Annotated in this window: 20 protein-coding genes; 5 read left to right on the forward strand and 15 right to left on the reverse strand. The window is 65.8% G+C overall.

Features of this window, described 5'->3' with window-relative positions; genetic code table 11:
* Nucleotides 1-163: 163 nt before the first annotated feature.
* Nucleotides 164-1,273: an NHL repeat-containing protein gene (locus tag ACVOMH_RS12490; protein WP_481552178.1), complete on the reverse strand. Its 1,110-nt coding sequence runs from the start codon at nt 1,271-1,273 to the stop codon at nt 164-166.
* Complete coding sequence (locus ACVOMH_RS12495) at nt 1,270-3,783, reverse strand: TonB-dependent receptor (RefSeq protein WP_481552246.1); 2,514 nt, start codon at nt 3,781-3,783, stop codon at nt 1,270-1,272. Before ACVOMH_RS12495 ends, ACVOMH_RS12490 begins: the two co-directional genes overlap by 4 nt.
* A gap of 205 nt (nt 3,784-3,988) precedes the next feature.
* On the opposite strand from ACVOMH_RS12495, the gene upp reads away from it, so the two are divergent.
* Nucleotides 3,989-4,621, forward strand: a complete 633-nt coding sequence (gene upp, locus ACVOMH_RS12500; protein ID WP_481524572.1) for a uracil phosphoribosyltransferase — start codon at nt 3,989-3,991, stop codon at nt 4,619-4,621.
* A 45-nt stretch (nt 4,622-4,666) separates the two neighbouring features.
* On the opposite strand, the gene ACVOMH_RS12505 is transcribed toward upp, so the two are convergent.
* The 6 genes from ACVOMH_RS12505 to rsmD form a co-directional block, all read right to left on the reverse strand.
* Nucleotides 4,667-5,560, reverse strand: coding sequence for an MBL fold metallo-hydrolase (locus ACVOMH_RS12505; protein ID WP_481524573.1), 894 nt, complete (start codon nt 5,558-5,560; stop codon nt 4,667-4,669).
* A 121-nt stretch (nt 5,561-5,681) separates the two neighbouring features.
* Nucleotides 5,682-7,424, reverse strand: coding sequence for a gamma-glutamyltransferase (gene ggt, locus ACVOMH_RS12510; protein ID WP_481524574.1), 1,743 nt, complete (start codon nt 7,422-7,424; stop codon nt 5,682-5,684).
* Complete coding sequence (locus ACVOMH_RS12515) at nt 7,421-7,705, reverse strand: YfhL family 4Fe-4S dicluster ferredoxin (RefSeq protein WP_054658563.1); 285 nt, start codon at nt 7,703-7,705, stop codon at nt 7,421-7,423. The genes ggt and ACVOMH_RS12515 overlap by 4 nt, the downstream gene beginning before the upstream one ends.
* Before the next feature lie 129 nt (nt 7,706-7,834).
* Nucleotides 7,835-8,326 carry a hypothetical protein gene (locus ACVOMH_RS12520; RefSeq protein ID WP_481524575.1) on the reverse strand — a complete coding sequence of 164 codons (492 nt, stop codon included), beginning with the start codon at nt 8,324-8,326 and terminating at the stop codon, nt 7,835-7,837.
* Between the two features lie 26 nt (nt 8,327-8,352).
* Nucleotides 8,353-8,877, reverse strand: coding sequence for a pantetheine-phosphate adenylyltransferase (gene coaD, locus ACVOMH_RS12525; protein ID WP_481524576.1), 525 nt, complete (start codon nt 8,875-8,877; stop codon nt 8,353-8,355).
* Nucleotides 8,874-9,497 (reverse strand): 16S rRNA (guanine(966)-N(2))-methyltransferase RsmD, encoded by a 624-nt coding sequence (gene rsmD / locus ACVOMH_RS12530; RefSeq protein WP_481552179.1) that lies wholly within the window; start codon nt 9,495-9,497, stop codon nt 8,874-8,876. The genes coaD and rsmD overlap by 4 nt, the downstream gene beginning before the upstream one ends.
* A gap of 198 nt (nt 9,498-9,695) precedes the next feature.
* Here rsmD and htpG point away from each other — a divergent pair, with 198 nt between their 5' ends.
* The 4 genes from htpG (at nt 9,696) to ACVOMH_RS12550 (ending at nt 14,433) form a co-directional block, all read left to right on the forward strand.
* On the forward strand, nt 9,696-11,600 hold the full coding sequence (gene htpG, locus ACVOMH_RS12535) for a molecular chaperone HtpG (RefSeq protein WP_481552180.1): 1,905 nt from the start codon (nt 9,696-9,698) through the stop codon (nt 11,598-11,600).
* Nucleotides 11,601-11,720: 120 nt separating this feature from the next.
* Nucleotides 11,721-13,058 (forward strand): signal recognition particle-docking protein FtsY, encoded by a 1,338-nt coding sequence (gene ftsY, locus ACVOMH_RS12540; protein WP_481552181.1) that lies wholly within the window; start codon nt 11,721-11,723, stop codon nt 13,056-13,058.
* Nucleotides 13,058-14,137, forward strand: coding sequence for an A/G-specific adenine glycosylase (gene mutY / locus ACVOMH_RS12545; protein ID WP_481524580.1), 1,080 nt, complete (start codon nt 13,058-13,060; stop codon nt 14,135-14,137). Before ftsY ends, mutY begins: the two co-directional genes overlap by 1 nt.
* Nucleotides 14,138-14,154: 17 nt before the next feature.
* A complete protein-coding gene (locus ACVOMH_RS12550; protein WP_057505994.1) occupies nt 14,155-14,433 on the forward strand; it encodes an oxidative damage protection protein in 279 nt (92 codons plus the stop codon).
* A gap of 36 nt (nt 14,434-14,469) precedes the next feature.
* Here ACVOMH_RS12550 and ACVOMH_RS12555 read toward each other — a convergent pair whose 3' ends face one another.
* The 7 genes from ACVOMH_RS12555 to sdhA all read right to left on the reverse strand — a co-directional run bounded on the left by ACVOMH_RS12555 (nt 14,470) and on the right by sdhA (nt 20,362).
* Entirely contained in the window at nt 14,470-14,922 is a 453-nt protein-coding gene (locus ACVOMH_RS12555) for a DUF6491 family protein (RefSeq protein WP_054657932.1), read from the reverse strand.
* A 106-nt stretch (nt 14,923-15,028) separates the two neighbouring features.
* The gene (gene lolD / locus ACVOMH_RS12560; protein ID WP_054657934.1) at nt 15,029-15,739 is read right to left on the reverse strand and encodes a lipoprotein-releasing ABC transporter ATP-binding protein LolD; all 711 of its coding nucleotides are present in this window, start codon (nt 15,737-15,739) and stop codon (nt 15,029-15,031) included.
* Complete coding sequence (locus tag ACVOMH_RS12565) at nt 15,732-16,973, reverse strand: lipoprotein-releasing ABC transporter permease subunit (RefSeq protein WP_481524581.1); 1,242 nt, start codon at nt 16,971-16,973, stop codon at nt 15,732-15,734. The genes lolD and ACVOMH_RS12565 overlap by 8 nt, the downstream gene beginning before the upstream one ends.
* Nucleotides 16,974-16,996: 23 nt before the next feature.
* A complete protein-coding gene (locus tag ACVOMH_RS12570) occupies nt 16,997-17,365 on the reverse strand; it encodes a hypothetical protein (RefSeq protein WP_481524582.1) in 369 nt (122 codons plus the stop codon).
* A 31-nt stretch (nt 17,366-17,396) separates the two neighbouring features.
* A complete protein-coding gene (locus ACVOMH_RS12575; protein WP_481524583.1) occupies nt 17,397-17,651 on the reverse strand; it encodes an FAD assembly factor SdhE in 255 nt (84 codons plus the stop codon).
* A 117-nt stretch (nt 17,652-17,768) separates the two neighbouring features.
* A complete protein-coding gene (locus tag ACVOMH_RS12580) occupies nt 17,769-18,554 on the reverse strand; it encodes a succinate dehydrogenase iron-sulfur subunit (RefSeq protein ID WP_481552182.1) in 786 nt (261 codons plus the stop codon).
* A 17-nt stretch (nt 18,555-18,571) separates the two neighbouring features.
* Nucleotides 18,572-20,362: a succinate dehydrogenase flavoprotein subunit gene (gene sdhA, locus ACVOMH_RS12585; protein WP_054657942.1), complete on the reverse strand. Its 1,791-nt coding sequence runs from the start codon at nt 20,360-20,362 to the stop codon at nt 18,572-18,574.
* Between the last annotated feature and the right edge of the window lie 3 nt (nt 20,363-20,365).

Raw genomic sequence — 20,365 nt, forward strand, 5'->3', positions numbered from 1 at the left:
GGCCGGGGCGGGCCGCTGTGGCCGGGGGCCCCCCGGGGGCCGGTTTGGGCCGGCCCCCCCGCCGCCCCCGGGGGGGGGGCCGCGGGGGGGGGCGCCCCCCCCCCCCCCCCCCCCGCCGCCATCATGGCGGCCAGCAGCAGCCACGACCTCCTGCCCCGGGTGCTCACAGCGCGCAGTCCTGCGGCAGCGACAGGGCGCTGGCGATATCGCGCCAGTCGAACGCCACCACGCCCTGGTCGTCATGTACCGCATACAACGCGCCCTGCGGGAAGCGTGCCGATGCCTGCTGGCTGCTCCATATGCCGTCGGTATTGGCCACCGTATCGCCATGGAACGCGCCGACGTGGGCCAGCGTTTTGCGGTCGAACAGGTGGAACACGCTGCGCTCCTTGCCCTGCTCGGTGGTGATCCACCAGCCGCCCTCGCCGCAGGTACGCAGCATCACGCCCTCGGCCTGGGCCTTGAACACACCCTCGCCGAAGGTGCTGCCGGTGAAGTCGCCGGCCAGCGTGTAGACCTTGACCTCGCTGGCGTAGCTTTCGTCCTCCTCGGCCACCAGCAGGCGGTCGTTGGCCGGATCGCCCCAGATCGACTCGACCACCCGCAGCGCCCCCTTGGCCGTGGTGTCGCCGATGCTGCGGACCAGACGGGCCTGCACGGCACCGCCATCGACGCGGACGTGGTAGCGGCGCACCCGCTCGTTCAAACGCTCCAGCGGCGGCAGGATATCGTTGCCGGCGGCGTCCTCGCCCTCGTCGTAGGAATCGGTGACGTACACGTCGTAGCCGTCCTGCTGCGGATTCACCCACAACCCGTAAGGCTTGCGCAGGTCGGTGCCGGCGAATGTGCCCAGCGGGGTGAAGTCAGGCAGTTGCAGCACCTGCACGCGATGGTTGTCGCGCTCGACGATGAACAGCAGGTCGCCCTGCACGGCGATGCCGTTGGGGCGGTCGAACTGGCCAAGCGCGGTGCCGCTGCTACCCACGTCACGCAGGTGCTGGCCGGTCTGCCCGTCGTAGACCACCAGTTTGTCGGTGGCCTTGGCGGTGGCGATCAGCCATACCCGGCCATCGGCGTTGCGCCAGCTGGCTGGCGAATCGATGTTGTCGGCCGACGTCGTCGGCGTGAGGAAGGCTTCCCCTACCCGCTTGGCAACCGGGGGGCGCGCACCCTCGGCGATGTCGGCCGCAGTCAGCGGATGGGAGCTTCTGGCAGCCGGCTGGCAGGCGACAAGCGTCAGGGCTAGGCCGCTACACAGCAGCGCGGCCCTCACAGTGCCACCTTCAGGCCAACGGCGTAGGTACGGCCGTATTCCTCGTTCTGCAGCGTTCGCGAACGCACGCCCTGGTACAGCTCCAGCGGTTTGTCGAGCAGATTGGACGCCTCCAGATACAGGCTCACGTTGCGGGTGAAACGGTAGTCCAGACTGAAATCCAGCTGGGTGTGCGGTGCCACATGGATGTCGTAGGCGCGGCTGTCGCCGATGCTGTCCAGATACTGGCTGCGGTACACACCGGCCAGACGCGTGCTGAAGCCGCCCCACTCATAGCCCACATGTGCGCTGTAGACATTGCGCGACGCGCGCGGCAGGGTGAAATCGTCGCGCGCACGACCGGCGATACCGGGATCGAATCCGGTGTCCAGCCAGGTGCCGCTGGCCCCGACCAGCAGGCCGCCCCAGGCCCCCGGCAGGAACGCCAGTTGCTGCTGCCAATTGAACTCGGCGCCGAACACCCTGGCCCTGTCGCCATTGATCGAACGGGTGACCTCGAAGCCGGGGAATCCGGCATCGGCATCGCTGACGGTCTGCACGATGTAACCGTCGATGTCCTTGTGGAACAGGCCCAGCGCCACCAGCCCGGTCTGCCCCAGATAGCGCTCGAACGAGAAATCCAGGTTGGTCGATTCGTAGGGGTCCAGCTGCGGGTTGCCGACCCGGACTTCCCCGTCATCCCGGTTCATCGCCAGCCGCGGTGACACGTCGCCGAAGGACGGGCGCGCCACGCTCTTGTTGAGCGCGCCGCGCAGCACCCAGTTGTTGCCTGTGTCGTAGCGTAGATGCAAGCCCGGCAACACGTTGCTGTAGCTGTTGCTGGCGGTGCGCGGGCTGACGGTGACGGTCCTGCCGTCGGCGGCGATGTCCACCTGGTTGCCGCTGGCATCGAACCGGGTGTTTTCCACGCGCACGCCGCCGATCACACGCAGCGCGCCGATATCCCAGGTGCCCATCGCATAGGCGGCGAGGATGTCCTCGTTGGCGGTGTAATCCTCTTCCAGCGAGGCCATGACGTTGCCGGCGACATCCTGCGGCCGGGCACTGTACTGGCCACCGCTGCTCGCCCACCAGCGACGCATCGCCGCCGAGCTCATGCCCTGCCCCAGCGGCCCGCCACGGTGTGCCAACGTCGCACCGTTCCAGCTGGTCAGATCCACCGCCGGACCGCGGCGCATTTCGGCCTCGTCAACATTCACCGCACGCTCGCGCCAGCGGCCGAGCAGGCCGAACTTGTAGCTGGCATGGTCGGCATCGAAACGGGCATTGACCTGCGCGCTGCGTTCGCTGTCATCCACCTGCTTGGGCCCGATCACCACCCGGTCGAACGTGTAGTTGGCGCTGTCCATCCAGCCGGCATAGCCCAGGTCCAGCGCGGGAATGCCGCGGTTCTGGTCGATCGTGGCCGACAGGTCGGCACCGTCGTACTCGAAGCGCGCTTCCATTTCGTCATTCACGCGCTCGCGGGTCCTGGTATAGCCCAGCCGGTAATCAAGCACCGCATTGCTCAGGCGGTTTTCACCGCCGAGACTGGCGGCAAAGGTGTCCTCCTCCTTGGTGCGGTAGCGCATGCGTTTGCTGATCGCGTCGGCCGGCAGGTCATCCACCTGGTAGCGACCACCGCCCAGCGCACTGATGACACCGTCCTCCAGACCGAACACGGTGCGCTGGCGGGTTTCGGCATCATCGAAGCGGCTGTACAGCGTGCGCAGGTAGTAGCGGTTGTCCTGGTCCGGTCGCCAGTCCAGATTGAGGTTGGCGCCGCTGCGGGTGCGCTCGATGCTGTACTTGCGACGCTGGATCTCCAGCGCGGCCAGGTCATCGTCGGCGCCCCCGTCGAAGCTGCCGTAGGCAACCTCGGTGTTGTCCGACTCGAAGCTGCGTTTGTGGTGGTTGATACCCAGCGCGATACCGAAGGTGTCGTTGAACACCTCGCTGTAGTTGAACGCGGCCTTGGGGCTGGTTTTGCCGGAAAGCTGCTGGTGACTGGCTTCGAGCTTGCCTTTGAGCGAACGGCCGTCGCGGTCGAAGGCCGAGGCCGACTCCACCACCACACTGCCGCCAATGGCATCGCCCGGCATGTCCGGCGTGGCCGACTTGATCACCCGCAGGCGTTCGGTCGAATCGGTGGGAATCACGTCCAGCGGCGCGGCGCGCGAGGAATCTTCCGGCGTGCCCACCGCGATGCCGTCGATGCTGACACTGTTGAGCGCCGCATCCAGACCACGGATCACCACGAAGCGGCCTTCACCCTGGTCGCGGGTGACGCTGACGCCGGGCAACCGCTGCAGCGACTCGGCGACGTTCATGTCCGGGTAGTCGCCCATCGAATCGGAAGCCACCGCATCCTGGATCGCATCGGCGTCGCGCTTGAGTTCGACCGCCCGGGTCTGCGCCTCGCGCTGAGCCCGCACCTCGATCGGCTGCAGATCCACCGCTGCCGCCGTGACGGCGGCAACCACCGCGCCATCCGGAGCAACCGGCTTTTGCCCAGCCTGCGCGGTGGCCATACAGGCCACCGCCGTCGTCACCGCCATCACCAACACGCGCTTGCGCACTACCGCCCCCAGAGGATGTAAAGGATGGGTGGGCACGGTATGTCCGTGGGATTGCGCGGCGATGACAGCCCGGGGACGGTCGTATTGCAACGCCGTACTGGCCGGATACAGAGGGCCTGCGGCACACTGGCCACTCGCCCCTGCCGTCATATCCGCCATGAAAATCGTCGAAGTCCGCCACCCCCTGGTCCAGCACAAGATCGGCCTGCTCCGCGATCCGGACATGAGCACCAAGGATTTCCGCGAAGTGGTCAACGAGCTGGGTACCCTGCTCGCCTACGAGGCCACCGCCGATCTGGACACCGAGAGCCACACGATGAAAGGCTGGGCCGGTCCGGTGCAGGTGCAGCGCATCGCCGGGGCCAAGATCACCGTGGTGCCGATCCTGCGCGCCGGCCTGGGCATGCTGACCGGGGTGCTGTCGCTGATTCCGGCCGCACGGGTGAGCGTGGTCGGCCTGCAGCGCGATGAGGAGACCCTGCAGCCGGTGCCCTATTTCGAGCGCCTGACCGGTCGCCTGGAAGAGCGCGACGCACTGATCCTGGATCCGATGCTGGCCACCGGCGGCACCCTGATCGCCACCATCGACATGCTCAAGCGCGCCGGCGCCCGCCGCATCAAGGGCATCTTCCTGGTCGCCGCACCGGAAGGCCTCAACGCCGTGGAGGCCGCGCACCCGGACGTGGAGATCTTCACCGCCGCCATCGACGAGCGCCTCAACGACAAGGCCTACATCCTGCCGGGCCTGGGCGATGCCGGCGATCGCATCTTCGGTACCCGCGTCGGCTGAGTTCCACGGTCCCGGGCGCCATCGCCCGGGACCTTCGGGCAGTTTTCAGGCAGCGGCCAGCGCGCGGGCTTTCAGCTCGGCCACTTCATGGGCGGTGCCGAAACGGCCCTTCTCATCACGCACCACCTGCGCCATCGCGCACTGCGGATCGTGGGTGAAGAACAGATGCACGTTGCGCGCAAGCTTGTCTTCCAGAAACGCGCGCTTCTCGTCGATCAGCAGCTCGGCATTGCGGTCATAGCCCATCGTGATCGGCACATGCACCCACGAGCGGCCGGGAATCAGGTCGGCACAGAACACCACGCCACCGCGCGGCAGGCCATCGACCCGCTCCGGGCCGACGATCTCGGCCAGCATCAGCCCCGGCGTGTGGCCGTCGCTGAAACTGAAACGCACCGATTCCCCGAGCACCTTCGAATACTCGCCGGACACCACTTCCAGCCGCCCGCTGTCCTGCAGCAGCTTCGGCAGTTCGGGGATGAAACTGGCACGGTCACGCGGATGCGGATGCAGCGCCCGCTCCCAGTGCGCGGCGCCCACCACGAAGGTGGCGTTGGGAAACAGCAGCTCCGGTGCGCGGCCTTCCGACCATGGCGCCAGCAGCCCACCGGCGTGGTCGAAATGCAGATGGCTCAGCACCACCACATCGATATCCTCGTGCTCGAAGCCGGCTTCGCGCAGCGAATCGATCAGGATATGTCGCGGCTCCTGCACACCGTAGCGTTCGCGCAGTTTCGGCTCGAAGAACGCGCCAATACCGGTTTCGAACAGCACCGTCTTGCCGGCCAGCGGACTGGCCAGCAACGCCCGGCATGCCAGTTCGATCCGGTTGAGGTCATCGGCCGGTGCCCACTTTTCCCACAATGCCTTGGGGGCGTTGCCGAACATTGCACCGCCATCGAGTTTTTGCGAATTACCGCGGATCGACCATAGTTTCATATGAAAAATTCTACTGACTCCGCGTTAAATATTCGCAAGCCGACAGCGCCGGATTATTGACACCCCGGAACAGAAAAGCCCCGCCGGACGGCGGGGCTTTTTGCGTTGTTCGGCGCGCGTGTCAGTCGGCCGTTGCGTTGCGCTTGACCTCGGCACTGCCGACCGGATTGCGCGGGTCGGTGCCGCCGCTGAGGGTGTTGCTGCGGCGGTCCCATTCCACCGTCTGCAGGTTGCCCCACACGTGGCTGGAACCGCGGCCACCAGCGGCGCTGTCCCCGGGCAGATCGACCTTGTGACCCATCGCCTGCAACTGCCTGGCCACGTCCGCCGAGAACGCCCCGGACTCGGCGGAGATCTCATCGGGCAGCCACTGGTGGTGGTAGCGCGGCAACGCAGCCACCTGCTGCGCATCCAGTCCGGCGTCATAGCCGAGGATGCCCAGCAATACCATGGTGATGATGCGGCTGCCGCCCGGCGTGCCGATCACGATGACCTTGTCCTCGTTCTCCATGAAGGTCGGCGTCATCGAGCTCAACATGCGTTTGCCGGTCTTGGGCGCGTTGGCCTCGTAGCCCATCACGCCGAACGCATTCGGGGTGCCCGGCTTGAGCGCGAAGTCGTCCATCTCGTTGTTCAGCAACACGCCGGTGCCGGCCGGGATCAGCCCCGAGCCGTACAACAGGTTCACCGTCTGGGTGCCGCCGACGCGGTTGCCTTCGCCGTCGATGATCGAGAAGTGCGTGGTCTCGTCGTCTTCCAGCGGCGTCGGATTGCCCGACAGCAGGTCACTCGGCGTTGCCTTCTCCGGATGAATCGTCGCGCGCAGGCCCTGCGCATAGTCGCGACTGGTCAACACCTTCTGCGGGATATCGACAAAGTCCGGATCGCCGAGGAAGAACGTGCGGTCGCGATAGGCGCGGCGCATCGCCTCCACCACCAGATGGGTGCGGTGGGCCTCGTCCATCTTGTTGATGTCCCAGCCTTCCAGGATCTGCAGCATCGATGCCAGCGCGATGCCACCGGAGGACGGCGGCGAGGCGGTGGTGATCTTCCAGTCGCGGTAGTTGAAAACGATCGGCTCGCGGGTCTTGACCCGGTAGCCGGCCAGCTCCGCGGCGGTCCAGCGGCCGCCGGCCTGCTTCACCCCGGCCAGCAGCTTCCTGCCGGTTTCGCCGCGGTAGAAACCGTCAAAGCCCTTCTCCGCCAGCAGCTGCAGGGTGCGCGCCAACTCCGGCTGCTTGAAGATGTCGCCTTCGGCGATCGGACGGCCGTTGCGCAGGTAGACCTCGCGGGTCCCCGGATAACGCTCCATCACCTCGCGGCGCGACTCGTAGCCACGGGCCATACGTGCATACACCGGGAAGCCGTCACGGGCGACCCGGATTGCCGGCGCCAGCGAGTCGGTCAGCGGCAGCCGGCCGTGTTCGCGGGCCACCTGCACCAGCAGCGCCGGCAGGCCCGGGATTCCAGCCGACCATGGACCGTTGACCGAGCGGTCGCGATCCAGCTCGCCGTTCTTGTCCAGGAACTGCTCGGGCGTGGCCGATTCGGGCGAGGTCTCGCGCGCGTCCAGCATCACATCCTTGCCGGTTCTGGCATCGTGCAGCAGGAAGAATCCGCCGCCACCCAGGCCCGAGCTGATCGGCTCGACCACGGCCAATGTCGAGGACACCGCCACTGCGGCATCAAAGGCGTTGCCGCCCTTGGCCAGGATTTCCATGCCGGCATCGGTGGCCAGTGAGTGGCCGCTGGCGATGACCGCTCCGTCAGGATGGGTGGCACGGGCCGGTGCCGTGTCCGAGGCCCACACGCTCGGGCTCAACAGCCATGCACACAACAACAGGGAACGGGCAAACGGTTTCATGCCGTCGGATCCTCCGGTTCGTAAAGTTCGGGATGGTCGCGCTGCAGGCCGAACAGCTTGGCCAGCAACTGCTCCTGGGTTTCGGGGATATCCGGGTCCGGGTCGATGCATTCCACCGGACAGACCACCACGCATTGCGGCTCATCGAAATGGCCGACGCATTCGGTGCAACGGGCCGGATCGATCACGTAGATCGTCTCGCCCATGGAAATCGCCTTGTTCGGGCAGGCAGGCTCGCAGACGTCGCAATTGACGCAGAGCTCATTGATTTTCAACGACATGGCACTACTCCATGCCCGCGCCTGCCAGCGTTGAACCGGTGGGCCCAGCCGCGACCGGTTGCCTGCGGCGTGACATCGCTGCCGGCCGCAACCGGGCACGCATTGCGCGTGCCCGGCCTTGCACGGGTATTACTTGGCTTCAACGAAGATGTAATCGGCGCCGGTCGGCTGCACGATGGTCTGCACGCGGGCATTGTCGGCGGCATCGCCGATGAACACCACGCGCACGCCCTTCATCGAATCGGCCTGCACGTCCTTGAACGCGGTATCGATCAGGTCGGCCATCTTCGCCGAAGCCGAGGAACCGAAGGCCAGCATGTTGCCCGGCTGGATGCCGCGGCTCATGGCGGTGGTGGCGCTTTCCACCTGGCGGCCGTACTTGGCGGCGAATTCCGGATCGGACTCCGGCGGCAGGTAGTACAGGAACGGGCTGGCGGTGATGTTGCCCATGTTCTGCACGGCCACGGCCTGCAGGTACTTCTTCCAGCCGGCATCGTCGTCCTTGGCCGGGGCGACCAGCGCCTGCTGGGCGTCGGCGACCGGCGCGGCCTCTTCCTTCTTGCAGGCCGCGAAGGCCAGCACCAGCGAAGCGGCCAACATCACGCGCATCGTTTTCTTCATGGTGGTTCTCCCTTTAAAGGTGTTCGTTACAGCTGTTTGGAGGATTCGGCGGCCGCGCGGGCTTCGCGGGCCTTGCGCAGCGCTTCCAGCACGGTTGCCGGCACGAAACCGGACACATCCCCGCCCAGCCGGGCGATTTCACGCACCAGCGAGGAGGAAATGAAGCTGTGCTGTTCAGAGGGGGTCAGAAACAGGGTTTCGACCTCCGGGATCAGATGGCGGTTCATGCTCGCCATCTGGAATTCGTATTCGAAGTCGGACACCGCGCGCAGACCGCGCAACAGCACGCCGCCATGCACGGAACGTACGAAATGTGCCAGCAGCGTATCGAAACCCACGACTTCCACATTCCCATGGCGCTTGAGCGCCTCACGCGCCAGCTCCACGCGCAGGTCCAGCGGCAAGGTCGGGCCTTTGGACGGGCTGAAGGCCACACCGACCACGATCTTCTCGAACAGCGGCGCAGCCCGGTTCACGAGGTCGATATGACCATTGGTGATCGGATCAAATGTCCCCGGATAGACGGCAATACGACGATTGGCCGAAGTCATGCGTTGTTTACCGCGTTCAAGTCGTTGCGAAGTGTAACAGTGGCATGCCGATACAGGGCATAGCCGACCTCGCGCGTGCCGCCCTCGCGATGCAGGCTCCATTCCGGCGGCAACGACTGCCGCCGCTGCGCTGGCGCCTCCACATACAGCCACGCACCCGGCGCGATATGTCGCGGCAGGCGTTCGATCACCTGCTCCCACAGGCCATCGGCGAACGGCGGATCGACGAACACGATATCGGCCTGCTGCGGCGCGGCCGTGTCCAGCCAGCGCAGCGCATCGCCGCTGGCGACCTGCACCTGCCCCTCGGCCCCCAACCGGGTCACCACCGCGCGCAGCGCCGTGACCAGGACCGGATCCCGCTCGACCAGCACGGCGGAGGCCGCGCCTCGCGAAAGCGCCTCCAGCCCCAGCGCGCCACTGCCGGCGAACAGGTCCAGCACCCGGGCACCGGGCAGCTTGGGCATCAGCCAGTTGAACAGGGTCTCGCGCACGCGGTCACTGGTCGGACGCAGCCCCGGCAGGTCCGGCACCTGCAGCCGGGTATTGCGCCAGCGCCCACCGACGATACGCACCTGTCCGCCACCAGCTGGACCGGCCGCCTTGCTGCGGCCGTTCATGTGCCCACCACCGGAAGGAACAGGCGAGAAATCAAGGACATTGGCGGCACGGACCTTCGAGCGAAAAACAGGACGGGAATGATAGACCAAGCACCTGCCGGGCCACCCAAGCCTTGAAATCGGTTCAATCACCCTTACCCGTGGAGTCAGCCGCCGCGATCCCCACGCGGCATGTCAGCCATGGAGCACGACCGACCGATGAACGCAGAAACCCAAAAGGAAACCCTGGGCTTCCAGACCGAGGTGAAGCAGCTGCTGCACCTGATGATCCATTCGCTGTACTCGAACAAGGAAATCTTCCTGCGCGAGCTGGTGTCCAATGCCGCCGACGCCGCCGACAAGCTGCGCTTCGAAGCGCTGACCCGGCCCGAGCTGCTGGAAGGCGGCGCGCCACTGCGCATCCGCATCGAGGCCGACCCGGCCGCGCGCACCCTGATCATCGACGACAACGGCATCGGCCTGAGCCGCGAGGAAGCCATCGCGCACCTGGGCACCATCGCCAAGTCCGGCACCGCCGATTTCCTGAAGAACCTGTCCGGCGACCAGAAGAAGGACTCCAACCTGATCGGCCAGTTCGGCGTGGGCTTCTATTCGGCCTTCATCGTCGCCGACCAGGTCGACGTTTACAGCCGCCGCGCCGGTCTGCCGGCCAGCGAGGGCGTGCACTGGTCCTCCAGGGGCGAAGGCGAGTTCGAGATCGCCACCATCGACAAGCCCGAGCGCGGCACCCGCATCGTGCTGCACCTGAAGGAAGGCGAGGACAGCTACACCGACGGCTGGCAGCTGCGCAGCCTGATCAAGAAGTACTCCGACCATATCGGCCTGCCGATCGAGCTGCAGAAAGAACACCACGGCGAGGAAGCCGACAAGCCGGCCACGCCGGAATGGGAGACCGTCAACCGCGCCAATGCGCTGTGGACCCGCGCCAAGTCCGAGATCAGCGACGCGGAATACCAGGAGTTCTACAAGCACATCGCCCACGATCCGACCAACCCGCTGGCCTGGAGCCACAACAAGGTCGAGGGCAAGCTGGAATACACCTCGCTGCTGTACACCCCCGGTCGCGCCCCGTTCGACCTGTACCACCGTGACGCGCCCAAGGGCCTGAAGCTCTATGTGCAGCGCGTTTTCATCATGGACCAGGCCGAGCAGTTCCTGCCGCTGTACCTGCGTTTCATCAAGGGCGTGGTCGACTCCAATGACCTGCCGCTGAACGTGTCCCGCGAAATCCTGCAGTCCGGCCCGGTGATCGACTCGATGAAGTCGGCGCTGACCAAGCGTTCGCTGGACATGCTGGAGAAGCTGGCCAAGGACAAGCCGGAGGACTATGCCGGCTTCTGGAAGAACTTCGGCCAGGTGCTGAAGGAAGGTCCGGCCGAGGATTACGGCAACCGCGAGAAGATCGCCGGCCTGTTGCGCTTCGCCTCCACCCATGACGGCAGCGGCGAGCAGAGTGTGGCCCTGGCCGACTATGTCGCCCGCATGATCGACGGCCAGGACAAGCTCTATTACCTGACCGGCGAAAGCTACCAGCAGGTCAAGGACAGCCCGCACCTGGAGGTGTTCCGCAAGAAGGGAATCGAGGTGCTGCTGATGACCGACCGCATCGACGAGTGGCTGATGGGCTACCTCAACGAGTTCGACGGAAAGTCCTTTGTCGACATCGCCCGCGGCGACCTGGACCTGGGCAAGCTGGAAACCGAAGAGGACAAGAAGGCGCAGGAAGAAGTCGCCAAGACCAAGGAAGCTCTGGTCACGCGCCTGAAGACCGCGCTGGGCGAGGACGTGGCCGAAGTGCGCGTCTCCCACCGCCTGACCGATTCGCCGGCGATCCTGGCCATCGGTGAGCAGGACCTGGGGCTGCAGATGCGCCAGATCCTGGAAGCCAGCGGCCAGAAGGTACCGGAGTCCAAGCCGGTGTTCGAGTTCAACCCGGCCCATCCGCTGATCGAAAAGCTCGACGCCGAAGCCGATATGGACCGTTTCAACGACCTGGCCCACGTGCTGTTCGACCAGGCCGCACTGGCCGCCGGCGACAGCCTGAAGGACCCGGCCGGCTACGTGCGCCGCCTCAACAAGCTGCTGCTGGAGCTGTCGGCGTAACTTGCGCCCACGCAGCCCCCGCCCGGAGCCGGCCCTGTGCCGGCTCCGCGTTTATCCGCCACCGCCCCCCTGCGGGCCCCGGTGGTAGCATATGCCGCTGATTTCAGGCCTTTTTCCCTCATGTTCAGCTTTTTCCGCCGCAAGAAGAACGACGACGCCCAACAGCCCGCCAAGCCGTCCACGCTGAGCGCGGAGGAGCTGGCCGCGGCGTTCCCGAAAGCACCCGCCGATGCCTCACCGCATGTCGATGCCAGTGAAGCGTTTCCGGCGCCGGCGGCTGAATCCCCTGCCACGGCCGTGAGCGAGACGCCTGCTCCGGCCAGTGTGGTGGCCGAAACACAGCCTGCATCCGTCATCAGCGCAGCGACAGCTGCCGTACCGGCCGCTCCGCAAACGCCGGCCGCGGTGATCGAACCAATGCCCGCCGCGCAGGAAGAGGCGCCACCGGTAGCGGTTGCAGTGCCCGCAGTCGAAACCGCGGCGACCGACGATGCGCTTATTCCCGCCAGCGCCGCACCGGCCGCCGCCTCCGGCAAGCTCGGCTGGCGCGAACGTCTGCGCAACAGCACCCTCGCCCGCAGCTTCGGCGGCCTGTTCTCGCGCAATCCCAAACTCGACGACGACCTGCTCGACGAGATCGAGACCACGCTGATCACCGCCGACGTCGGCGTGCCGGCCACCACTGCACTGGTCGAAGACCTGCGCAAGCGCATGAAATCGCGCGAATTCGCCGACGCCAATGCATTGCTGGCCGCACTGCGCGCGGACCTGATCGCACTGCTGCAGCCAGTGGCCAAGCCACTGGTCATCGACGCCAACGCCAAGCCGTTTGTGATCCTCACCGTCGGCGTCAACGGCGTCGGCAAGACCACCACCATCGGCAAGCTGGCCAAGCGTTTCAAGGATCAGGGCCACAGCCTGATGCTGGCCGCCGGCGACACCTTCCGCGCCGCCGCCGTTGCCCAGCTGCAGATCTGGGGCGAGCGCAATGGCGTGGCCGTGGTCGCCCAGGGCCAGAACGCCGATGCCGCCTCGGTTGCGTTTGATGCCCTGCAGGCCGGCAAGGCGCGCGGCACCAGCGTGCTGATCGCCGATACCGCCGGCCGCCTGCACACCCAGACCGGTCTGATGAACGAACTGAGCAAGATCCGCCGCGTGCTCGGCAAGATCGACGACACCGCTCCGCACGAAGTGCTGATGGTCATCGATGGCACCACCGGCCAGAACGCGCTGTCACAGCTGCGCCAGTTCCACGCCGCCGCCGGCGTCACCGGGCTGGTGGTGACCAAGCTGGACGGCACCGCCAAGGGCGGCGTGGTGTTCGCGCTGGCCCGCGAGTTCGGCATTCCGATCCGTTTTGCCGGCATCGGTGAGCGCCCGGAAGATCTGCGCGTGTTTGATCCGGAAGCCTTCGTCGACGCCCTGCTGCCCGAAGCACTGGGCAGCAGCGGCAACTGATGCCCCGCTCCGCGAAGACCGGCGCCGACACCTTCGCCGGACCGCTGCTGGCGTGGTTCGACCAGCACGGCCGCCACGACCTGCCGTGGCAGCACCCGCGTTCGCCATACCGGGTATGGCTGTCGGAGATCATGCTGCAGCAGACGCAGGTGGCCACGGTCATCCCCTACTTCCTGCGTTTTGTGCAGTCGTTTCCGGCTCTGGCCGATCTGGCCGCCGCCGACAACGACATGGTGATGGCGCACTGGGCCGGGCTGGGCTACTACGCCCGCGCCCGCAACCTGCATGCCGCGGCAAAGCAATGCGTTGAACTGCACGGCGGTGAACTGCCCCGCGATTTCGAGGCCCTGCTCGCCCTGCCCGGCATCGGCCGCAGTACCGCCGGTGCGATCCTCAGCCAGGCCTGGAACGACCCGTTGCCAATCCTCGATGGCAACGTGAAGCGGGTGCTGACCCGCTATCACGGCATTGCCGGTTTTCCGGGCCTTCCCGCCATCGAAAAGCAGTTGTGGGCGCTGGCCACCGAACAGCTCACCCAAGTGCCCGCCGGCCGCATGGCCGACTACACCCAGGCGCAGATGGATTTCGGCGCCACGCTGTGCACCCGCGCCAAGCCGGCCTGCATCCTGTGCCCGCTGCAGACTTCATGCATTGCCCATGCGCAAGGACTGGTCGAGTCGCTGCCCACGCCCAAACCGAGCAAGACCCTGCCCGAACGCGAGGCCACCGCGTTGCTGCTGGAGGACGCGCAGGGTCGCATCCTGCTGCTCAAGCGCCCGCCGACCGGTATCTGGGCCTCGCTGTGGACCTTGCCCCAGGCCGACACCGACAGCCAGATGCGGCAATGGTTTGCCGACAACATTGCCGGTGACTACGACAACAGCAAGGAATTGCCGCCGATCGTGCATACCTTCAGCCACTACCGCCTGCACCTGCAGCCGCTGCACGTGCGCAAGGTCGCCCTCCACGCAAGGGTCGGCGACAATGACAGCCTGCGCTGGGTGGCAGCCAGTGAACTGCCCTCGCTGGGGCTGCCCGCACCGATCCGCAAACTGCTAGAGCGCCACCCGGCGCACTGATCCAACAGGAATACGCCATGTCCCGCTCCGTCTTCTGCCAGTACGAACAACGCGAAACCGAAGGTCTGGACTTCGTGCCCTATCCCGGCGAGCTGGGGCAGCGCATCTTCACTGGCATCGGCAAGCAGGCCTGGGCATCGTGGCTAGCGCACCAGACCATGCTGATCAACGAGAACCGGCTCTCGCCGCGCGATCCGAAGCATCGCGCGTTTCTGGAAGAAGAACTGGTGAAGTACCTGTTCGCTGGCGGGGCGGAAAAGCCTGCCGGTTATGTGACGCCCGACACCCAGGGCTGAACCCGAGGCGCAGGCCACCTGCGGCCCGCCGTGCGATTACGGCTTGGCCGCTTCGCGCTCCTGCAACCTGGCTTCGCGCAACGCCTTCTCGGTCTGCCGCAGGCCCTTCACGTCCACTGGCCGGATGGTCTGGATCCGGCAGGGAATGCCCGGCCCACCCAAGCCAGCGCCAAGCACGATCACACTGTCGAACCGGGCAGATACCCGCCCCATCTGGTTGGTCACTGAAATGGCCGGCGCAAAATCCAGATCGATACATGGCCCCATCAGCTCCAGCAGATATGCCTCACTGGGGCGGGTCCACACCGCCAGTGCGCTGTCGCCCAGCTCGGTCCAGCCGTTGAGCGAGCCGAAATACTGGAAATCCTTTACCGGTTCGCCGGCATGGGCGCGATACAGCGCCAGCCGCTCATCGCTGGACAACTTGCCCGTGGTTGCACACCCAGCCAGTGCGGCGAGAGCAATCAAGGTAACCAGCAGCTTTCTCATGACATGACTCCTTGGACATAGGGTGACCACGGGCATGGCACCCGCATGGCGATCATCCGCCGTGCAAAGTTAAATCCGCAGCAATACCGGCGCGTAAGACCCGGGATCAGACCTGGCCGCGTTCCAGCTCGTGCAGGCGTCCTTGGCGCAGCTCCAGCACCCGGTCCAACTTGCGCGCCAGACCCCGGTCGTGGGTCACCAGCACCAGACTGGTGCGCTGGGCACGGTTCAACTCCAACATCAGCTCGAAAACGGTCGCGGCCGTCTTGTCATCCAGATTGCCGGTCGGCTCGTCTCCCAGCACGCAGGCCGGCTGGTTCACCAGTGCACGCGCCACCGCGGCACGCTGGCGCTCACCGCCAGACAGCTCGCCCGGCTTGTGCTCCAGGCGATGGCCAAGCCCGACCGATTCCAACAGGGCCGTAGCACGCTTGCCCGCCTCGGCCGCGTCGCTGCCGCCCAGCATCACCGGCATCATCACGTTCTCCAGCGCGGTGAACTCCGGCAGCAGATGGTGGAACTGGTAGACGAAGCCCAGCGAGCGGTTGCGCAGGCGCCCGCGCTCGGTATCGGACAACGTCGACATCTTCTGCCCGGTGACATAGACCTCGCCGGCGCTGGGAATATCCAGACCGCCCAGCAGGTGCAGCAGCGTGCTCTTGCCGGCACCGGAAGCGCCGACGATCGCCACGGTCTCGCCGGCGGCCACATCCAGGTCCAGGCCATCGAACACCGGCGTGTGCATCTTGCCTTCGGCGTAGGTCTTGCCCAGTCCCTCGGCGCGGATCACCGATTCCATGCGTGCATTCTCATTCATAGCGCAGCGCCTCCGCCGGCTGGGTGCGCGCCGCGCGCCAAGCCGGGTACAGCGTTGCCAGGAAACTCATCATCAGCGCCACCAGGGTGATCACCACGATATCGCCGGTCTGCATATCCGTCGGCAAGCCGGTGATGTAATACACGTCCTCCGGCAGCAGCTTGATGTTGAAAGCGCTCTCGATCAGGCCGAGGATGCGCTCCAGATTCAGCGTCAGGGTGATGCCACCGATCACGCCGGCCAGCGTGCCGAACACGCCGATCAAGGTGCCCTGCACCATGAACACCTGCATCACCCCGCCGGGAGTCAGGCCCAGGGTGCGCAGGATCGCGATGTCGGCCTGCTTGTCGGTGACCAGCATCACCTGCGAGGACACCAGGTTGAACGCCCCCATCGCGATGATCAGCGACAGCAGGATGCCCATCACCGTCTTCTCCATGCGCAACGAGTGGTAGAGGTTGGCGTTTTCCTGGGTCCAGTCGCTCACGCGGTAATAGCCGTTGAGATTGACTGCCAGATCGCGCGCCACCGTGTAGGCCTGGTCCATGTCGTGCATCTTCAGGCGCACGCCGGTGGCCCCGTCCATGCGCAGCACCCGTTCCATGTCCTGCATGTTGGTGAAGGCCACGCCACGGTCGACCTCGTTGGAACCGGCCTCGAAGATGCCACTGACGGTGAAGCGCTTGACCCGCGGCATCGCCCCCATCGGCGTGCCCTGCACTTCGGCCAGGGTGGCGACCACACTGTCACCGACGCCGACGCCGAGCCAGATCGCCAGCTCCTTGCCGAGCAGGATGTTGAACTCTCCGGGCTTGAGGCTGTCCAGCGATCCCTTGACCATCTTCTCGCCGATCACCGACACCTTCGGCTCCTGCGCCGGGTCGATGCCCTGCACGATGGCACCCTGCACGCGCGGGCCGGCCAGCATGGCCTGGATCTCGATATACGGCGCGGCACCGGCCACGCGTGGATCCTTCATCGCCACATCCACCGCATGTTGCCAGTTGGACATCGCCTCGCCATCGGCACTGACGGTGGCATGGGCGGACATCTGCAGCAGGCGGTCGCGGATCTCCTTCTGGAAACCGCTCATCACCGCCAACGTGGTGATCAGCACCATGACCCCGAGTGCGATACCCAAGATCGATGCCATCGAGATGAAGGAAATGAAACCGTTGCGGCGCTTGGCACGCAGGTAACGCAATCCGATTGCGACAGGTAAGGGTTTGAACATGCGTGTGTGCCCGTGAACTGCCGCTATGGTGCCACCGTCGGCGCGTCGCGGGAAACGGCATGGGTACGAACGGCCAGTCGGAGTTCACGTCGCTGCCCGGAATCCAACGTGTCGGGCCAGAACAGACAGCTGCCGCGGCGGCGGCCCTGCCTGAAGCGCAGCAGCGTCAGCGGCCCGCGCTCGAGCAACTCCACGGCGGTGACCGGCGCGCCGTCCACCAGCACCGGCGATGGCGCGCAAGGAACCAGCAGATGACGCGGCGGGCGCCGCAGCTCGCAACGACAGCGCCACACGCAGACGGCCAATACGCACAACGCCGCGGGCGCCGCATACAGGCGCGGCAACGCGCAGTCCATCAAGGCGATGGCCGCGCCGAGGCCCAGCGCCATCATCACCAGCGCCTGCCAGCGCGATGGCCGCCACTCACACCGGCAAGGCGCGGATCTTGTCGAGCAGTTGTGCCAGTTGCGCATCGGGGCAAGCCTCGTAGCCCATGGACCAGCGCCACAACTTATCGTCTTCGGTCTCCAACAGCTGTAGGAAAACCACGCGTTCTGCTGCCGGCGCCTGCACCCAGCAGCGGTCCAGATAGCGACCGAACAGCTGGTCCAGCTCGCGCATGCCGCGTCGGCAGCGCCAGCGCAGCTTCTTCAGCTCGATTTCTTCTTCCGGGCTCATCATCCACCTGTCCTGCAAGCCGTGGCCAGTCCACGGCAGAAACGAAGACGGCACCAGACCCAAAGGCCGGTGCCGCCAAAGTCGCCAGGCACGGTTGCCTGGCGGAAAACCGCTGGATCAGGCGCGGCGCGCCATCATCAGCTTCTTGATCTCGGCAATGGCCAAGGCCGGGTTCAAGCCCTTCGGGCAGGTCCGTGCGCAGTTCATGATCGTGTGGCAGCGGTACAGCTTGAACGGATCTTCCAGGTCGTCCAGACGCGCACCGGTGTCCTCGTCACGCGAGTCGATGATCCAGCGGTAAGCCTGCAGCAGGATCGCCGGGCCCAGGTAACGCTCGCCGTTCCACCAGTAGCTCGGGCAGCTGGTCGAACAGCAGGCGCACAGGATGCACTCGTACAGGCCGTCGAGCTTCTTGCGGTCCTCCGGCGACTGCAGGCGCTCACGGTCCGGCGGCGCCGGGGTCTGGGTACGGATCCACGGCTTGATCGAGGCGTACTGCGCATAGAAGTGGGTCAGGTCCGGAACCAGATCCTTGACCACGTCCATGTGCGGCAGCGGGTAGATCGGTACCTCGGCCTTGCCGCAATCGGCGATGGCGCGGGTGCAGGCCAGCGTGTTGGTGCCATCGATGTTCATCGCGCACGAACCACAGATCCCTTCGCGGCAGGAGCGGCGGAAGGTCAGGGTCGGATCAATCTCGTTCTTGATCTTGATCAGCGCGTCCAGAACCATCGGGCCGCACGCATCGAGATCGATCTCGTAGGTGTCGGTCCGCGGATTCTGGTCGTCATCCGGCCTCCAGCGGTAGATCTTGAAGGTCCGCGTGTTCTTCGCACCGCTCTTGGCGGGGAAGTGCTTGCCCTTGGTCAGCCGGGAGTTCTTCGGGAGTGCAAATTCAGCCATTTTCGTAGTTCCCCGGATCAGTAGACGCGCGGCTTCGGCGGCACCACGGACACGTCATCGCTGAGCGTGTACATGTGCACCGGACGGTAGTCGAAGCTGCACTTGCCCTTTTCGTCGACGGTGACCAGCGTGTGCTTCTGCCAGTTGACGTCGTCGCGGTCCGGGAAGTCCTCGTGCGCGTGGGCACCGCGGCTTTCCTTGCGCTGTTCGGCCGAGTTGATCGTGGCCACAGCGTTGAGCAGCAGGTTGTTGAGCTCGTAGGTTTCGATCAGATCCGAGTTCCAGACCAGCGAGCGGTCGGAAACCTTGACGTCCTGGAACGAATCGAACACCTGCGCCATCTTCTGGCAGCCTTCTTCCAGCGTCTTGCTGGTGCGGAACACGGCCGCGTCAGCCTGCATCGTGCGCTGCATGTTGTCGCGGATCACCGCCGTCGGCGTATCGCCATTGGCGTGGCGCAGCTTGTCCAGCAGACCCAGCGCCTTGTCGCAGGCATCGGACGGCAGGGTCTTGTGCGATGCACCCGGCTTGATCGTTTCGGCGCAGCGGTTGGCAACGGCACGGCCGAACACCACCAGATCCAGCAGCGAGTTGGAGCCAAGACGGTTGGCGCCATGCACCGAAACGCATGCGGCTTCACCGATGGCGTACAGGCCCGGTACGACCGCATCGGGGTTGTCGCCGACCTTGCGCACCACTTCACCGTGGTAGTTGGTCGGGATGCCACCCATGTTGTAGTGCACGGTGGGGATCACCGGGATCGGCTGTTTGTGCACGTCGACGCCGGCGAAGATGCGGGCGCTTTCGGCGATACCCGGCAGCTTCTCGTCGATCACGCCCGGGCCCAGGTGGGTCAGGTCGAGCAGGATGTGATCCTTGTGCTCGCCGACGCCGCGGCCTTCGCGGATCTCGATCGTCATCGAACGCGATACCACGTCGCGCGAGGCCAGATCCTTGTAGTGCGGTGCATAGCGCTCCATGAAGCGCTCGCCACTGCTGTTGCGCAGGATGCCACCCTCGCCCCGGACACCTTCGGTGATCAGGCAGCCGGCGCCATAGATACCGGTCGGGTGGAACTGCACGAACTCCATGTCCTGCAGCGGCAGGCCGGCACGGGCGACCAGACCGCCACCGTCGCCGGTGCAGGTGTGGGCCGAGGTGGCGCTGAAGTAGGCGCGGCCGTAGCCGCCGGTAGCCAGCACCACGCCCTGCGAACGGAACAGGTGCAGGGTGCCTTCGGCCATGTCCAGCGCGAGCACGCCGCGGCAGACGCCTTCCTCGTCCATGATCAGGTCGAGCGCGAAGTACTCGATCATGAACTGCGCGTTGTGCGCCAGCGACTGCTGGTACAGGGTGTGCAGGATCGCGTGGCCGGTACGGTCGGCGGCGGCGCAGGTGCGCTGCGCGGACGGGCCCTCACCATACTTGGTGGTCATGCCACCGAACGGACGCTGGTAGATCTTGCCGTCTTCGGTACGCGAGAACGGAACACCGTAGTGTTCCAGCTCGATGATCGCCGGAATGGCCTCGCGGCACATGTACTCGATCGCGTCCTGGTCACCCAGCCAATCGGAGCCCTTGATGGTGTCGTAGAAGTGGTAACGCCAGTCGTCCTCGCCCATGTTGGCCAGTGCGGCGGAGATGCCGCCCTGCGCCGCCACGGTGTGCGAGCGGGTCGGGAAGACCTTGGTGATGCAGACGGTCTGCAGGCCCTTCTGGGCCAGACCGAAGGTCGCGCGCAGGCCGGCGCCGCCGGCGCCGACGACCACCATGTCGACCTTGTGTTCAGTGATGTTGTAAGCGGACATGTA

It is taken from the genome of Stenotrophomonas sp. STEN013, from assembly GCF_056760355.1.

Excerpts from the sequence above, each read along its gene's own strand:
- ACVOMH_RS12495 (WP_481552246.1), bottom strand. The coding sequence starts at position 3,783 with ATGGCCACCGCGCAGGCTGGGCAAAAGCCGGTTGCTCCGGATGGCGCG.
- upp (WP_481524572.1), top strand. The coding sequence starts at position 3,989 with ATGAAAATCGTCGAAGTCCGCCACCCCCTGGTCCAGCACAAGATCGGC.
- ACVOMH_RS12505 (WP_481524573.1), bottom strand. The coding sequence starts at position 5,560 with ATGAAACTATGGTCGATCCGCGGTAATTCGCAAAAACTCGATGGCGGT.
- ggt (WP_481524574.1), bottom strand. The coding sequence starts at position 7,424 with ATGAAACCGTTTGCCCGTTCCCTGTTGTTGTGTGCATGGCTGTTGAGC.
- ACVOMH_RS12515 (WP_054658563.1), bottom strand. The coding sequence starts at position 7,705 with ATGTCGTTGAAAATCAATGAGCTCTGCGTCAATTGCGACGTCTGCGAG.
- ACVOMH_RS12520 (WP_481524575.1), bottom strand. The coding sequence starts at position 8,326 with ATGAAGAAAACGATGCGCGTGATGTTGGCCGCTTCGCTGGTGCTGGCC.
- coaD (WP_481524576.1), bottom strand. The coding sequence starts at position 8,877 with ATGACTTCGGCCAATCGTCGTATTGCCGTCTATCCGGGGACATTTGAT.
- rsmD (WP_481552179.1), bottom strand. The coding sequence starts at position 9,497 with ATGAACGGCCGCAGCAAGGCGGCCGGTCCAGCTGGTGGCGGACAGGTG.
- htpG (WP_481552180.1), top strand. The coding sequence starts at position 9,696 with ATGAACGCAGAAACCCAAAAGGAAACCCTGGGCTTCCAGACCGAGGTG.
- ftsY (WP_481552181.1), top strand. The coding sequence starts at position 11,721 with ATGTTCAGCTTTTTCCGCCGCAAGAAGAACGACGACGCCCAACAGCCC.
- mutY (WP_481524580.1), top strand. The coding sequence starts at position 13,058 with ATGCCCCGCTCCGCGAAGACCGGCGCCGACACCTTCGCCGGACCGCTG.
- ACVOMH_RS12550 (WP_057505994.1), top strand. The coding sequence starts at position 14,155 with ATGTCCCGCTCCGTCTTCTGCCAGTACGAACAACGCGAAACCGAAGGT.
- ACVOMH_RS12555 (WP_054657932.1), bottom strand. The coding sequence starts at position 14,922 with ATGAGAAAGCTGCTGGTTACCTTGATTGCTCTCGCCGCACTGGCTGGG.
- lolD (WP_054657934.1), bottom strand. The coding sequence starts at position 15,739 with ATGAATGAGAATGCACGCATGGAATCGGTGATCCGCGCCGAGGGACTG.
- ACVOMH_RS12565 (WP_481524581.1), bottom strand. The coding sequence starts at position 16,973 with ATGTTCAAACCCTTACCTGTCGCAATCGGATTGCGTTACCTGCGTGCC.
- ACVOMH_RS12570 (WP_481524582.1), bottom strand. The coding sequence starts at position 17,365 with ATGATGGCGCTGGGCCTCGGCGCGGCCATCGCCTTGATGGACTGCGCG.
- ACVOMH_RS12575 (WP_481524583.1), bottom strand. The coding sequence starts at position 17,651 with ATGAGCCCGGAAGAAGAAATCGAGCTGAAGAAGCTGCGCTGGCGCTGC.
- ACVOMH_RS12580 (WP_481552182.1), bottom strand. The coding sequence starts at position 18,554 with ATGGCTGAATTTGCACTCCCGAAGAACTCCCGGCTGACCAAGGGCAAG.
- sdhA (WP_054657942.1), bottom strand. The coding sequence starts at position 20,362 with ATGTCCGCTTACAACATCACTGAACACAAGGTCGACATGGTGGTCGTC.